This is a genomic window from Streptomyces sp. NPDC047081 (assembly GCF_040643775.1).
In the GTDB taxonomy this organism is placed as follows: Bacteria; Actinomycetota; Actinomycetes; order Streptomycetales; family Streptomycetaceae; genus Streptomyces.
Genome location: NZ_JBEYUY010000053.1, coordinates 25,676 through 39,490 on the forward strand (window position 1 = coordinate 25,676; position 13,815 = coordinate 39,490).

17 protein-coding genes are annotated in these 13,815 nt (G+C 71.1%); 16 read left to right on the forward strand and 1 reads right to left on the reverse strand.

The window, feature by feature from the left end; translation table 11 throughout:
- Nucleotides 1-197 precede the first annotated feature (197 nt).
- Nucleotides 198-503, forward strand: coding sequence for a DUF6112 family protein (locus ABZ848_RS47895; protein WP_360842968.1), 306 nt, complete (start codon nucleotides 198-200; stop codon nucleotides 501-503).
- A gap of 8 nt (nucleotides 504-511) precedes the next feature.
- Here ABZ848_RS47895 and ABZ848_RS47900 read toward each other — a convergent pair whose 3' ends face one another.
- Nucleotides 512-1,714, reverse strand: a complete 1,203-nt coding sequence (locus ABZ848_RS47900; protein ID WP_360842971.1) for an IS110 family transposase — start codon at nucleotides 1,712-1,714, stop codon at nucleotides 512-514.
- 209 nt (nucleotides 1,715-1,923) lie between these two features.
- Here ABZ848_RS47900 and ABZ848_RS47905 point away from each other — a divergent pair, with 209 nt between their 5' ends.
- From ABZ848_RS47905 to ABZ848_RS47975, 15 genes are all read left to right on the forward strand, one after another.
- The gene (locus ABZ848_RS47905; RefSeq protein WP_360842974.1) at nucleotides 1,924-2,616 is read left to right on the forward strand and encodes a hypothetical protein; all 693 of its coding nucleotides are present in this window, start codon (nucleotides 1,924-1,926) and stop codon (nucleotides 2,614-2,616) included.
- A 37-nt stretch (nucleotides 2,617-2,653) separates the two neighbouring features.
- Nucleotides 2,654-4,009 (forward strand): ATP-binding protein, encoded by a 1,356-nt coding sequence (locus ABZ848_RS47910; RefSeq protein WP_360842976.1) that lies wholly within the window; start codon nucleotides 2,654-2,656, stop codon nucleotides 4,007-4,009.
- A gap of 88 nt (nucleotides 4,010-4,097) precedes the next feature.
- Nucleotides 4,098-5,570 (forward strand): SCO6880 family protein, encoded by a 1,473-nt coding sequence (locus ABZ848_RS47915; RefSeq protein WP_360842979.1) that lies wholly within the window; start codon nucleotides 4,098-4,100, stop codon nucleotides 5,568-5,570.
- A 58-nt stretch (nucleotides 5,571-5,628) separates the two neighbouring features.
- The gene (locus tag ABZ848_RS47920) at nucleotides 5,629-6,099 is read left to right on the forward strand and encodes a DUF6238 family protein (RefSeq protein WP_360842982.1); all 471 of its coding nucleotides are present in this window, start codon (nucleotides 5,629-5,631) and stop codon (nucleotides 6,097-6,099) included.
- Between the two features lie 25 nt (nucleotides 6,100-6,124).
- Nucleotides 6,125-6,664, forward strand: coding sequence for a hypothetical protein (locus ABZ848_RS47925; protein ID WP_360842985.1), 540 nt, complete (start codon nucleotides 6,125-6,127; stop codon nucleotides 6,662-6,664).
- 45 nt (nucleotides 6,665-6,709) lie between these two features.
- The gene (locus tag ABZ848_RS47930; RefSeq protein ID WP_360842988.1) at nucleotides 6,710-8,224 is read left to right on the forward strand and encodes an ATP-binding protein; all 1,515 of its coding nucleotides are present in this window, start codon (nucleotides 6,710-6,712) and stop codon (nucleotides 8,222-8,224) included.
- Nucleotides 8,225-8,270: 46 nt separating this feature from the next.
- Nucleotides 8,271-9,002 carry an HAD hydrolase-like protein gene (locus ABZ848_RS47935; RefSeq protein WP_360842990.1) on the forward strand — a complete coding sequence of 244 codons (732 nt, stop codon included), beginning with the start codon at nucleotides 8,271-8,273 and terminating at the stop codon, nucleotides 9,000-9,002.
- Nucleotides 9,003-9,006: 4 nt separating this feature from the next.
- The gene (locus ABZ848_RS47940; protein ID WP_360842993.1) at nucleotides 9,007-9,564 is read left to right on the forward strand and encodes a hypothetical protein; all 558 of its coding nucleotides are present in this window, start codon (nucleotides 9,007-9,009) and stop codon (nucleotides 9,562-9,564) included.
- A gap of 43 nt (nucleotides 9,565-9,607) precedes the next feature.
- On the forward strand, nucleotides 9,608-10,393 hold the full coding sequence (locus tag ABZ848_RS47945; RefSeq protein ID WP_360842996.1) for a hypothetical protein: 786 nt from the start codon (nucleotides 9,608-9,610) through the stop codon (nucleotides 10,391-10,393).
- A 56-nt stretch (nucleotides 10,394-10,449) separates the two neighbouring features.
- Nucleotides 10,450-10,959: a hypothetical protein gene (locus ABZ848_RS47950; RefSeq protein ID WP_360842999.1), complete on the forward strand. Its 510-nt coding sequence runs from the start codon at nucleotides 10,450-10,452 to the stop codon at nucleotides 10,957-10,959.
- A 658-nt stretch (nucleotides 10,960-11,617) separates the two neighbouring features.
- Complete coding sequence (locus ABZ848_RS47955; protein ID WP_360843001.1) at nucleotides 11,618-11,974, forward strand: hypothetical protein; 357 nt, start codon at nucleotides 11,618-11,620, stop codon at nucleotides 11,972-11,974.
- A gap of 50 nt (nucleotides 11,975-12,024) precedes the next feature.
- A complete protein-coding gene (locus ABZ848_RS47960) occupies nucleotides 12,025-12,450 on the forward strand; it encodes a hypothetical protein (RefSeq protein ID WP_360843004.1) in 426 nt (141 codons plus the stop codon).
- Between the two features lie 50 nt (nucleotides 12,451-12,500).
- Nucleotides 12,501-12,998: a hypothetical protein gene (locus tag ABZ848_RS47965; RefSeq protein WP_360843007.1), complete on the forward strand. Its 498-nt coding sequence runs from the start codon at nucleotides 12,501-12,503 to the stop codon at nucleotides 12,996-12,998.
- 107 nt (nucleotides 12,999-13,105) lie between these two features.
- Entirely contained in the window at nucleotides 13,106-13,528 is a 423-nt protein-coding gene (locus ABZ848_RS47970) for a hypothetical protein (RefSeq protein ID WP_360843009.1), read from the forward strand.
- The gene (locus tag ABZ848_RS47975; RefSeq protein ID WP_360843012.1) at nucleotides 13,525-13,725 is read left to right on the forward strand and encodes a hypothetical protein; all 201 of its coding nucleotides are present in this window, start codon (nucleotides 13,525-13,527) and stop codon (nucleotides 13,723-13,725) included. The genes ABZ848_RS47970 and ABZ848_RS47975 overlap by 4 nt, the downstream gene beginning before the upstream one ends.
- Nucleotides 13,726-13,815 lie beyond the last annotated feature (90 nt).

The following is a 13,815-nucleotide window of genomic DNA, read 5'->3' on the forward strand; positions in this document are numbered from 1 at the left end:
ACGGTAGCAGCGCCGCCCGATCCGCAGCCTCGTCTAAGCCTAGACGCAACACCTGCCGTGTGCTTGCGCCACGCCTCCTCTCATGGGCGTCGGCCGTCTCGTGTTCCGCCGTCGGTCCTCCCTCTTCAAGGCAATCGCCTCCCCCCTGCCTTCTGTGATTCCCGCGCGCCGGGTTTCGGCGTGCCCAAGGAGCTTCATTGCACCTGCTCTCCACCGTGTACCTGGCCTACGACCCCGGCATCACGCCTTCGGGCGGTGGCCTGCCCGGCCTCGCCGTACTCAAGAACGTCGTCAACTCGATCAACCTGTTCGCGATCGTCGCCGTGGTCGGCGCACTCGCCGTCTCCCTCGGCGTGTGGGCCTGGGGCCACCACACCGGCGGCCACCAGGCCGAGGCCAACGGCAAGAAGGGCGCCGTCGTCTCGGCGGGCGCCGCCCTCGGCCTCGGCGCCGCGAACGGGATCGTGGCCTTCTTCTCCGCCCTGGGATCGCAGGTGTCTTAATGACTCTGTCAAGCCCCGTTCGTGACGGGCGGACCGGCCATGTACGGCTGCCCGTCACGCAGCATCGCCCACAACACATCAACTCGGCGCCGTGCCAGCGCGAGCAGCGCCTGGACGTGAGTGTGGCCCTCGGCCCGCTTTCTCAGGTAGTACTCGCGCGACAGGCCCGGTCTCATCATGGCCGCCTGCGCGGACAGGTAGAACACGTGGCGCAACCGCCTGTGATACCGCCGCGGTTTCTGGAGGTTGCCGGTGCGGCGACCGGAGTCCCGCGGCACCGGTGCCAGTCCGGCATGCGAGGCCAGGCGGCCGGCGTCGGCGTAGCCCGAAAGGTCGCCGACGATGGCGATGAACTCCGCTCCCAGGATCGGGCCCATCCCGGGCATCGACTCGATCACCTCGGCCCGCTCGTCCGCCCGGAAGATCTCCCGGATCTCCCGCTCGATTTCCTTGATCTGCTCGTCGATGTCCAGGAGCTGACGGGCCATCGCACCCACCAGCCGTGCCGCCCGGTCCTGGCCGGGCAGCACGGTGACCTGAGCTCTGGCCGCTTCCACGGCCCGTGCGGCAACCTCGGCGGCGCAGCGCACCTTCCGGCGCGCCAGCCAGGCGCCCAGCCGGTTGACGCCCACGCGGCGCAGCGCGGCCGGCGTCTGGTAGCCGGTCAGCAGCACGACCGCGCCCTTGACCGCGGAGTAGTCGAAGGCCCGCTCCAGGGCCGGACTGATCCCGAGAAGAAGGTCGCGCATCCTGTTGATCAGCCGCACGCGGTCGGTGACCAGGTCGGCGCGGTGCGCGGTCAGCAGCCGCAGCATCGCGACCTGCTCGCCGGGCAGGCTGAGCGGCACGAAGTCCTGCCGCAGCCGCGCCGTGTCGGCGATGACCCGGGCGTCCTTGGCGTCGGTCTTCCCCTCGCCACGGTAGGCCGCAGCCATGCGGTTGACCGTCCGGCCGGGGACATAGACCACGCTCTGGCCGTGCCCGATCAGCAGGGCCAGCAGCAACGTCGAGGACCTTCCGGAGATGTCCACCGCCCATCGGGCTTCGCCGGTGTGCTCCCCCGCCACCGTGATCAATTCCAGGATCTCGGCTTCGTCATTGATGACCTTCCGGGAGAACACCACCTGGCCCTCACCATCGAGGGCCACCGCCCAGTGATGCCCCTTGCCGGCATCGATCCCGACCCATATGCGCCTGTCGCGGTCCGTCACGTCGGTGGCTCCGTTCCGTCGAACTCAGCATGCGCGTGGCCCGAGGAACACCCCGCCGACAGGACCCTGACCAGCGATGACCGCAGTTCTCAATCAACAGTCGGAGCGTCCCGAAGGACCGGGCGGCCACACCTGCGTAGCCATTGGAGGCATCCACTGATCAGCCATACCCGATCCCCCTGGACCACCTACATTTTCAGGGTCCACTGATGCCGAACCGCCTCCCTTCCCTGTCCAGCTACGGTCTGGGCTGGTCGCCCCGACAGCGCATCACGGTCATCGCGACCGGCCTGGCCGCCCTGCTGGCCCTCGCCGCCGCCGTCGGCCTGTTCACCGCCCGCACCACCGCCGGTGGCAGCCGGGCCGCCGTACCATCATCGGGACCGAACAACAGCACCTCCTCATCCGCCGGACCGTCGGCGTCGGCCGGGACCGGGGCCGATTTGGTGGCGAAGCCTCCGCAGCTGGCCGACCCGGTCGCCTTCGCCAAGGCCGCCGCCGCGATGCTCTGGTCGTACGACACCCGCTCCACCAGCCGTGACCAGCAGCTCGCCGGGATGAGGGTGTGGCTGACGGCGGAGACGAAGTACGCCGACTGGTCCTCGATCAGCGCGCAGGTACCGGATCCGGTGCTGTGGTCGCGGATGGCCGACCAGGCCCAGTACGCCACCGCCACCGTCACCGAGGCCCACTACCCCTCGGCGTTCAAGCAGGCCCTGGCGGACGACCCGTCGGCAATCACGCGGGCGTACATCTACGCCGTCACCGTCACCGGCAAGCAGCAGATCGCCTGGAAGAAGGGCGGAGCCGGCGCCGAGGACCGCTCCCTCACCCTCGCCGTGCAGTGCCGCCCCAACGCGAACTGCTCCCTGGTCTCCATCGCCCCACGCGTCGTGCCCTGACACGTCCCGAGCCCTATTGAAAGGAGGGTGACTTCCCTTGGGCTTCTGCGACCTCCCCGTCGCGTCCCAGCTCTGCGCCGTCGGCGATGCGGTGGATTTCGCTTCCGACCCCGGCACCGCCATTGGCAACTGGATGGCCAAGTCCGCAGGAGAACTTGCCGCAGCAGCGGCCGACCTGGCCGCCGAGGCGGTCAACACCACCACCAAGGTAGACCTCAATGCCGGGTGGTTCCGCGACAACTACGAGATGATCCTGCCGATCGGCCTGGTCGTCCTCGTCGCCACGTTCTGCGCCCAGCTCGTCCGCGCCGCGATCCGCCGCGACGGCCAAGCACTCGCCCAGGCGTTCGCCGGCACAGCCACCGGCGTGCTCTTCGCCTTCACCGCGATCGCCTTCACCTCCGTCGCCATCGAAGTCGTCGACGCCCTGAGCGACGGGCTCTTCAAGGCCGCGAACCTGGATATCGCCACCGCGGTCAGGCGCACCGTCAAGGTGGGACAGATCGCCTCCCTGTCCGGCCTGGGCTGGCTCGCCACCGTCTTCGTCGGCATCGGCGCCGCGATCGGCGCCCTCCTGTACTGGTGCGTGATGATGGTCCGCAAGGTCGGCATCCTCGTCATGGTCACCCTCGGCGTCTTCGCCGGAGCCGGCGGCGGCTGGGAAGCCGCCCGACGCTGGCGCAAGGGCTGGATCGAGGCCACCGCCACCCTCGTCGTCTCCAAGTTGCTGATGACCGTGATCTTCGTGCTCGGGATCGCCGCGATGGGCAAGACCGAGGCCGAGGACGGCATCGCCGCCCTCGCCGACGTGATGGCCGGCATCGTCATCATGGCGCTGGTCCTGCTGTGCCCATACGCGACCTTCAAGTTCGTGCACTGGGCCGCTTCCGAGGGCTCCGACGCAGAAACGTTGCACCGCTCCGGCGGCGCGGGCGCGCAGATGGCCCGCCAGCACGCCGAACGCGCCGGACGCAAAGCCGCTGCCGCAGTCGCCACAGCCGGAAGTGGTGGTGCCGCAGCCGGAGCGAGCGCCGCGCCCCAAGGACCGGACTCCGTTCCGGGCGGCTTCCCCGGCGACATCGCCGCCAACCCCACGCCGGACACAGGCAAGGAAGGCGGCGGCTCGAGCGCGCCGTCGACCGGGAGCCAGGAGATCAAGAGCGGTCTGGAGCAGGCCGTCCAGCCTCCGCCGACCAGCCTTCGTGACGACACCAGTGGTCAGCTCGGCGGTGGCCCCGGACAGGGTGGCGGTTCCGGATCGCCCTCCAGCGGCTTCATGTCACAGCCCGGCGCCGGCACCTCGCCGCCACCGCCGCAGGGCGCCCCACCCGCACCGAACGCGGGCGGCCCCTCCAGCACAACCGGCCCGCCGCCCCCGCCCACCGGCCTGTGACCTTGCCCGCCTCCGGGGCGGCTCGCGCTGCGCACCTCTTCGCCGAGTGCCGCCCCGGCCAGCGCCCCGCGCCTCATCGGAACGGCCCTTGTCTGATCTCACCGTCACAACGCTCACCGTCAAATTTCCCCACCGGAGCAGGCGCGGCATCCTGCTCGGCCTCTCACTGCCCCAACTCGCGCTCGTGTCCTGCACGTTGGCGCTCCTGCTGGTCACGGTTGTCACCACCGGGTTGCTCGGTGCCATCGCCCTGACCCCGGTGTGGGCCGTCGTAGCCGCCCTGGTCGTCGTCCGCCGTAACGGCCGTTCGCTCATCGACTGGGCGCCGATCGTGCTGCGCTTCGCCCAGCGGCGGCGCACCGGTCAATCCCTGTGGCTGGCCCGGCCCGTCACCCGCCCCCGCCAGGACGGCATCCTGCACCTGCCCGGCACTACCGCCTCGCTGCGCGTCGTCACGCCCGGCGACTCCGCCAATCAGGCCGCCGCCGTGCACGACCCGCACGGCCAGACACTGACCGCCGTCGCCCGCGTGTCCAGCCGGGCCTTCGCCCTCCTCGACCCGGCCACCCAGAACCACAACGTCAGCAGCTGGGGCCGGGCCCTGGCCGGCATCGCCCGCACCGGCCACGTCGCCACCGTGCAGGTCCTGGAACGCACCGTGCCCGACAGCGGCGACAGCCTCGCCCGCCACTGGAGCCAGAACGGCCGCCCCGACACCCTGGTCGCCGGACAGGTCTACAGCGACCTGGTCGCTTCCGCGGGACCGGCCGCCGCTCCACACGAGACGTACCTGGCGATCTCTCTCGACCTCAAGGGCGCCAAGCGCCTCATCAGCCAGGCCGGCGGCGGCCTGCCCGGCAGCTTCACGGTGATGGAGCAGACGACGTCCGCCATCGCCCAGGCCGCGCGCAGCGCCGGACTGACGGTGACCGGCTGGCTGACCGCACGGGAGATCGCCGCAGTCATCCGAACCGCCTACGATCCGGGGGCGCTATCCGCGCTGCAGCAGTGGTCGACCTCCGGCCGGGCCGAGGCCGATCCGGCCGCTGCCGGGCCCGTGGTGCAGGTCGAGGAGTACGACCGGCTCGCCACCGACTCCGCCCGGCACGCCACCTACTGGGTCGAGGACTGGCCCCGCACCGAAACGGGCGCCGGGTTCCTGCACGGCATGATGTTCACCGCCGGGGTCCGCCGCGCCCTCTCCCTTATCTACGTGCCGCAGGCGCTCGAGTCCGCGATGCGCGACGTGCAGCGCAGGAAGGCGGCGATCGTCGCCGACGCCAACGAGCGCTCGCGACGCGGACAGGTCGACTCCGAAGCCGACTCCGTCGAATACGCCGACGTCAAGATGCGGGAACGGCAGCTGATCGCCGGGCACGCCGACGTGGCGCTGACCGGGCTGCTCACCGTGTCTGCCGAGACCGACGCGCTCCTGGATGCCGCGTGCGCGCAGATCGAGACCGCCGCCGTCACCGCCCAGGTCGACCTCCGACGGCTCTACTACCAGCAGCCCGACGCCTTCACGCTCGGCGCCCTTCCGCTCGCCCGCTCGGCCCTGTAACCCCCGCCCCGGTGCCGGCCGACGTCCTGCCGCCGCGACAGGAAGGAACTCTTCCCCTTTGCCCTCTGCTCTTCCCGTCGGCGACTCGTATCCGTATCTGCGGGCCGCCAGTGCCGGCATCCGCCACCACGCCCGTGCCCTCGCCCCACGCACCCAGCACGCCGCTTCACCCGCGGACCGCGTGCACCTCGACGTGCTGCACGCCCATCTGACCGCACTGCACCACCTGCTCGACCAACTCGCCGAGGTCACCCGGCCCCCGCACCCCGCCGCCGGCCGACACCTCGCCACCGCCCACACCCGGCTGTTCCAGGCCGCCGCCGCGGTACACGACGCCTTCCACCTCCTGCCCGCCGCGGACGAGTCCTTGACGGACACGGAATGCCACCCCGAGCGGCTGCCCGAGGGGCCACCCGTCCTGACCATCTGCCAGCGCCACCTCGCCGCCGGTCACGTCGTACGCCGCAAGACCACCCCGCGCGACCTCAACACCCCGCTGCACGGCCACACCACCACCTGCAGCCGATAACCACCGCCCCACCGAAAGGCCATGAATGCGCAAGCTGAAGCGCTCCACTTCCGCCGCCGTCGCCCTCGCCGCGCTCGCCGGCACCGCCACCCTGGCCACCGCCGCCCCGGCATCCGCCGCCAGCTACCACTGCAAGACCAGCAGCCACTCCGTCGACGATCCGAGCTACAACGGACCCGACAGCGACAACTGGGACTTCGACGTCACGCTGTGCGCCATGCGCTCCGGCGGCTACATCTACACCACCGCCACCGTGTACTGGGACGGCCCGTACACCGCCAAGAACCGCAACACGTACACCTTCAGCAAGGCCAAGTTCCAGCTCCAGACCAAGCACAGTGTGAACGGCACGGACCCGGTCGTGAAGTCCGCCGCCTACACCGGCCTGGAGCACGCGCTCGAACACAGCAGCACCAACGGCAACGGCTCCTACTCGACCGGAACCCTCAAGTACAAGGCGGGCTCCGGGCGTTACCTCGCCGACGGCTACATCCAGCTCGACTGGAGCGGCGACGGGAAGAGCTATCGCAGCCCGATTCTGTTCACCGCCTCACCGGTCGTCTGACCCCGCACCGCGTCCAGACCGCAGTCCCGTGAAAGCCGCCCGTTCATGAGCCACCGGCCCGCGCGCCGAGCCCGCCGCGCCAGCGCCAGCCCCCTGTTCACCCCGCACCACACCGACCGCGCCTCCCGCCGCGCCGCCCGCCGACAGCTCGCGGAGGCCGCCGAGAAGGCCCGCGCCGAAGGAGCCGCCCACACCAGCGGCACCGTCGTCGAGGAACAGCAGATGCCGGCGCCCCTCTTCCCGCCCGCCGGGCGGCCCGGCCCTGCCTCCGCCCGCGCGAACAGGCTCAAGCTGCCCGCGCACCGTATGACCACCGCCACCGCAAGCGGGGCATACCCATTCCTCGCCGAGGGTGGCCTGGGCGCCGAGGGCATCTACATCGGCCGCGACGTCCACGCCGAAGCCTCGTTCTGTTTCGACCCGTTCGCGCTGTATGGCAAGGTCGAGGGCTTCACCAACCCCAACGTGCTGCTGGCCGGAGTTATCGGACAGGGCAAGAGCGCATTGGCCAAGAGCTTCGCACTGCGGTCCATCGCCTTCGGATACCGGGTCTACGTCCCCTGTGACCCGAAGGGAGAGTGGACGCCCGTGGCACAGGCGCTGGGCGGCACCTCCATAACGCTCGGGCCGGGCCTCCCCGGAAAGCTCAATCCCCTGGACGCGGCGCCCCGGCCCACCAGCGTCTCGGAGGCCGACTGGGTGGGCGAGATCCGCAAGCGCCGCCTGCTGCTGCTCGGCTCACTGGCACGTACCGTGCTCGGGCGGGACCTGCTGCCGATGGAGCACACCGGCCTCGACGTCGCCCTGGACGCCGTTGTCACCCGCGCCGCCGCGACCGGACGCACTCCGCTGCTCGGCGACATCGCCGCCATCCTCAACAACCCAGACGGACTCGACCGAGCCGCCGGCCTGATGTCCGGCCGCCTCGGCGACGCCTCCCGTGACCTCGCCCACGCCATGCGCCGTCTGGTCCACGGCGACCTCGCCGGGATGTTCGACGCACCCAGCACCGTCATGTTCGATCCCACCTCGCCGATGCTCACCATCGACTTGTCCCGCCTGGGTGGAGCTGGCGACGACACCGGACTCGTCCTCGCCATGACCTGCGCCTCGGCGTGGATGGAATCGGCGCTGTCCGACCCGAACGGCGGCCGGAGATGGATCGTCTACGACGAAGCCTGGCGCCTGATGCGCCATCCCGGCCTCCTGCAGCGTATGCAGTCCCAGTGGAAACTGAGCCGCGGCCTGGGCATCGCCAACCTGATGGTGATCCACCGGCTGTCCGACCTGCTCACCGCCGGCGACGCCGGATCCCGTGGTCGCGCCCTGGCCGAAGGGCTGCTCGCCGACTGCTCCACCCGCATCATCTACCGCCAGGAAACCGACCAACTCCCTGCGGCAGCAGCCCTGTTGGGCCTGACCTCGGTGGAGACGGACGCGATCTCCCACCTCAACCGAGGCCGGGCGCTGTGGAAAGTCGCGGGGCGCAGCTTCATCGTGCAGCACCTCCTGCACCCGCACGAGCTGGTGCTGTTCGATACCGACGCCCGCTTGCGTTGAACGCCCCCGCACACCCCCTGTGACCTACCGGAGCTATCACCGCACCATGTCCATCCATATTGTCTGGGACTGGAACGGCACCCTCACAGACGACCGGCAAGACCTGCTCGGCGCCGTGAACCACACCCTCAAAGGGCTGCGGGCCGCTCCCATCGACCTCGCGACCTACCAGGCACGACACGTCCTGCCCGTGCGCCGGTTGTACACCCGGCTGGTCAACCGGCCGCTCACCGACAGCGAATGGGCCACGGCCCAACGGGATTTCGCCGACTTCCTGCGCCACAGCACGCCGCGACTGCGTACGGAAGCCGAGCCTCTCCTGGCCCGCGTGCACGACCTCGGACACAGCCAGTCCCTGCTCTCCTTGTACCCCGAAGAGCTCCTGCGCGGTGAAGTCCAACGTCTCGGCATCACCCGCTTCTTCGCCCGGATCGACGGACGGCGCGGCCCGGACGGGACGAAGGAAGGCGTGCTCGCCGACCATCTGACGGCTCTGCCTCCTAGCATCCGCTCCCGCCCCCTCCTCGTCATCGGCGACTCCCTCGACGACGCGCGAGCGGCCCAGGCTGTCAGTGCGCAGTCGGTCCTGTTCTCCGGCGGCCTCGAACCGGCCGAGCGGCTCCGTTCGGCCGGCTGGCCCGTCACGGGCACCCTCGACGCGGCGGTGAACGTCGGGCTGCGCCGTCTTGCCGCCCGAGCAGCACCGGCCCGTCCCGCCCGGACATCCACTATCCCCTTCAGCCCGCATCCGCCGCCCAAGGGCCGTCGGCATCTTTGACCCTTTGTCTGGAGTCCCTCTGCAGCACCCTGACTTCGAGCTATACGACAACGTCGGCCGCACCGCCGAGCAGATCCGCGCGTACCACACGCGCTCCGCCACCAAGCAGGACCTGCACCGCTGGGCCGAGCGCGACGTCGAAGACTTCCGCACCCAGCACCCCCTAGCGCCCGAGCCCTTCCCCGCCCCGGACCTGAGCCCCTACCGGACGGCTCTGGACGCAGCCGAGACACCAGCCGAGTTCAGCACCGTACTCAACGCCCTGCTGGACGCGGTCGAACCGTTCCTGAGCGAGGTCATCGATCACCTGGCGGCCACCGCCCAGTGGAAGGGCCGAAATCGCGGAGCCGAGCCTGGGTCACCGCCCTGGCTGCTGCGCGGCGCCGCCAGCAGCATCGCCTCCGGGCTGGCTATGGCCAGCGAAGCGGATCTCAACATTCTCCGCACGCACTACGACCCGCCCCTGGACCTCGCCGCGCTCCCGAAGAGGACCCCCACGCCGCCCGACACGCCTCCGGCCCCGCCCGGTCCCCAGCCCGGGCCCGGCACACCACGGCGCTGACCCGTCCATGGACCAACCACCCGCCGTGGCACCTCAGGAACCGATGCCCGCACCCCGCCCGACCTCGCTGGCCCTCTTCGCCGCCGCCCTCGCCGAGCGTTTGCCCGGCATGTGGACGAGCGAGTATCACCGCCACCGCTCCTATGCGGACCAGTTCCCCACCGTCGAACGGCTCTGGGACCTCGGCCACGTCGACCACATCGTCAGCCAGTACGTCCTGGGCCACGACGCCGTCCTGACCGGCCCCGACGGCGAGCAACTCTACGTCACCGACCGGCCCCACTACCGTCACCAGTTCGTGGTGGCGGCGCTGGAACCCTCAGGCGTCAAGCCCCACCAGGTCTCCCCGGTGCGCGAGCCGAATGGCATCGCCGTCCCCAACCACCCGGTGCGCGCCGCCGCAGCAGTCACCCGGCGCCTGCTGCCCCGCTACCAGGCCGCCGTGGCCGCGGTCCGCGCCAAGGCCCTCGACCAGCCCGAGCCGCCGCACCGCCGGCCCGCGTCCGAGGTCGCGCAGACCCTCACGCTGGTCTGGTATCCGGACGGCGTGGTGGGCGCACCGTACGACGCGGTGCCCGAAGAGGCGCACATGACGCTCTTCGACTGCCACTTTCAGTACCGCCCGAACGAGTCCGCCTTCGTGCTGCCGGCCTCCTACAGCGCCAGGGAGCAGGCCCTCCTGGTCCAGCTCGCTGCCCAGCGGCTCATGCTGAAGGGCATCGGGGTCAACTTCCGCCGTGCCGCGCCCCTTCCGCCTCCCGCCGCGGCATCGGCAGCCGCGAGCAGGATGCCGGTGGCCGTGGCGCCGAGGTCCGCCGCCCGGCGGTAGAACACCGCCCCGGTATCAAGGAGTTACCACTGTCCGCGTCCGATCCCGACCAGCGGATGCTGCTGCACGACGTGGCCGACAAGTTCAACACCGTCTCCGACCAGCTTCCGCTTCCCGACCAGATCCGCCCGCACCCGGCGCTGAGCGAGATCCTGGACGACGAAGTCCGCCACCTGGCCCGCCTGCTGGCCTTCCTCGCCGGCGAGAGCGCCTTCCGCCACCGGGCCGCCACCCGCTACCCCGCCCAGCACACGGCCACGGTGCGCCGCACGACCCTCGCGCTCGCCAACGCCGCCGAACCCGCCGGCCTCGCCCTCGCCGCCCTCGGCGCCGCCGTCCACCACCTCGGCCGGCTCGCCGACCTCGCCCACCAGGCCCCCGGCCCCGCCCGCGACCGGGCGGTCTCCATCGAACACCAACGGCTCGTGGACCGCCTCGACGACAGCCGCACCCACCTCGCCCGCACCGCGAAACGCCTGCGCACAGCCGCTGACACCCGCATCCCGCCGACCGCGACCGCCGTGCCCGCGCCGTCGCCTGCCGCAGCCCCGTCCCGTTCTCGCTGACCCCCGCCCCCCGGAGCACCCTCATCCCCTGCCTCGCCGTCCTTCCCGCGGTCGAGCCGTGGCTCGCGGACGGCGAAACGTTCGAGCGCCAGGCTCGCGCCGCCGTACCGGGCGGCCCGACAGCCCTGTCCGCGCCCAGTCCGCGGCTGCTCACCACCCGCCCACGCCGCCGGCCGCCTCGGCACACCGCTGAACGTCCCGATAAGGATTCGACTCTGTCCGCCGACCACTTCCGCTTCACTGCCCATCCCGAGCACGGCTACGTCGCCGAAGCGCACCCCCAGATCCCCGGCCACCTGGCCGACTGGCTGCTCACGCACGAGCAGTTCGAGCCCGTCCCGGGTTCCTCGGGCCAGTACCAGCTCGTGCAGCCGGCGCACGACGGCCTGCGCCGCGCCCGCCAAGCCGCGCAGGACTTGCGCCGCCTCGGTTACCAGGTGCACACCGCCGCCAGCCTCTCCCCTGCCCGAACACCGGGCCCGCCCCAACTGCGCGTAGCTCCTAGGCTGTTGGAGCGCCGCGCCCGCATCGCGCACGCCGCGGCCGCCCGCTCCCCGCAGAGCCTCGCCGCCACGGCCACCTCCGTTGCCGAGGTTGTGCCGCAGGCCGCCGCGCGCGTGAGCGGCCGAGCCCCGGCAGCCGGAGGAGGGCGAGGCCGATGAGCGACGCGGCAATCCGCATCACCCGCGGCCTGGGCGGCGAGGTCGAGGTCGACGGCCCGGTCGACGCTTTCGCCGCGAGCATCTTGGCGCGCGCCGGATTCGACACCTATCCCATGCTGCATGGCGTCTGGATCCGCCTGCCGTTCGACCTGGGCCGCCGCTGGGAGAACGAACACGCCACCTGGGCGGCCGAGATGCTCACCGCCGCCCGCTACACCGTCGACCTCGACCCTGATCTGCGTCCCGCCCCGGCCGCCGCATCAGCACCGCCGCCGCGCCGCGCGAAGACCGCTATGACCGCTATGACCGCGCAGTCCTCGCCCGCCGACACCACGCGGCGACCACGACGTTGACCCGGCATCCCCCACCGGCCAACTCCGCGTTCCTGAAAGGCCCTTCTTCCATGCCCCGCTCTACCATGCCCGCTTGGAACTGCCACAACGACGCCTGCCCGATCTGCACCGCGCCGGAGCGCGACGAGATGACGTTGATGCGCTGCGCCATCCTCACGCTGCTGGAACACGGCCGCTGGATGGCCGCCGACGACATCCCCCTGCGCGACATCCTGTCCGCCGGCGGCAACTATCTGAACGGCTTCGGCGGCGTTGACGTACCGGCGCCCGCCGCCGAGCAGTGGGCCTGGCTGGTTGCCGAGCTGCGCCTGGCCGTCGCCCGCGCCGCCGGACTGGACGCCGTCAGCACCCTCGACCCGCGCATTGACCGCGTCCTGGCCACCGCCGCCCGCCGCACCTCGCGGCGCCAGATCGACCTGCTCGACCGTGCCGCAGAGCGGTTCACCGAACTCCACACGCGCCCCCGCGCCGCCTGAATCCACCGGCGGCACCCGCCACCACCCCGTCACAGGAGATTCCCCCGTACATGGCCGTCCGTAAGACCTGGACCATCGTCCACCGATGTGGACACGAACGAGAACATGACCTGTCCAACCGCCCCGCCGACCGGCGCGCCTCATTCGCCCGCTGGCTGGAGGAACACGACTGCTCCGACTGCTGGAAGGCCGCCCGCGACGAGGACAGCGCCGGCAAGGAGGAGTGGCTGGCCGCCAAGCGCGCCGAGGAACAGCGGGCCGCCGCCGAATGGGCCGAGAACTTCGACATGCCGCCGCTCGAAGGACCCGCGAAGGCCCTCGCCTGGGCCGAACGCTCCCGCCACCAGCTCGTCACCGCCGCCTACAGCGCGCTGGCGACCGAGGGCAGCTGGGACGAGGCCGAGTGGGCCGTCCTGGAGGACAAGGTCCGCACCCTCACCCGCGCAGGATGGTGGATTGACCAGCGCGACGCCGAGGGCACTGACCTGCCCGAACTCCTGGACGCCGCCACCAGCGACGACATCGGAACCGAGAACCCGTTCCGGTAGACGCGGGCTTATACCCGACGATCCCCGGTTACCGAAACCGGGGATTCTCCGGAGCCTTGTTCCTCCCACCGCCTGTCTGCGCCCGCTCGTGGAAGGAACCCCCTGCTGTGCCCGACGCCGCCTCCCGCCCTCCGTACGCCCCGGGTGACATCGTCACCCCCGGTCGGGACATCACCCATCAGCACTTCCGTCCCGGCGACGAGGTCGTCATCCTCAAGGGCGCCTCCGGCAGCGACGTGTGGGGTGACACCTACAAGGTCGTCACGCCCTCATGGCACACGCCGACCGACGAGGACGGGTGGCGGCTGTACGACCCGGCCGGCGGCGAGCGCACCTACGTCACCGCTCACCCGCGCTACCTTGTCCACCTCTCCCGGCGCTGCCCGGACTGCCTCATCTACCAGCAGGCGCTGCGTACTTACCTCGTACCGCGCCTGGCCGGCGCCGGACAGGACGTCGACTGCGGCTGGTACTCGCTCACCCCTCTCAACCAGGTGGTGCACGTCGCCGACGCCCGAGGCGGGCGATGAACCGCACCGTCGGCCCGGAGCGCACCGCGGCGATGGCCCGCGCGGCGTCGATCGCCGTTGACACCCTCGCCGGGACCCAGTGGCCCGTGCGTCTGGCCGAGGCTCTGCGCGATCTGGACGCGACGTGGCAGGAGTCGGCCGAGGTGTGCGCCGACGCCGCCTGGCAAGCCCGCACAGCCGGGAACAGCGCGCTGTGAACGATCACGTAATTCCCCGGGCCCGGCGTCACGTAATTCCCCAGGTCCTGACCTTGTTCATGTCTACTTGATCGAGGGCTTGTTTGTCTT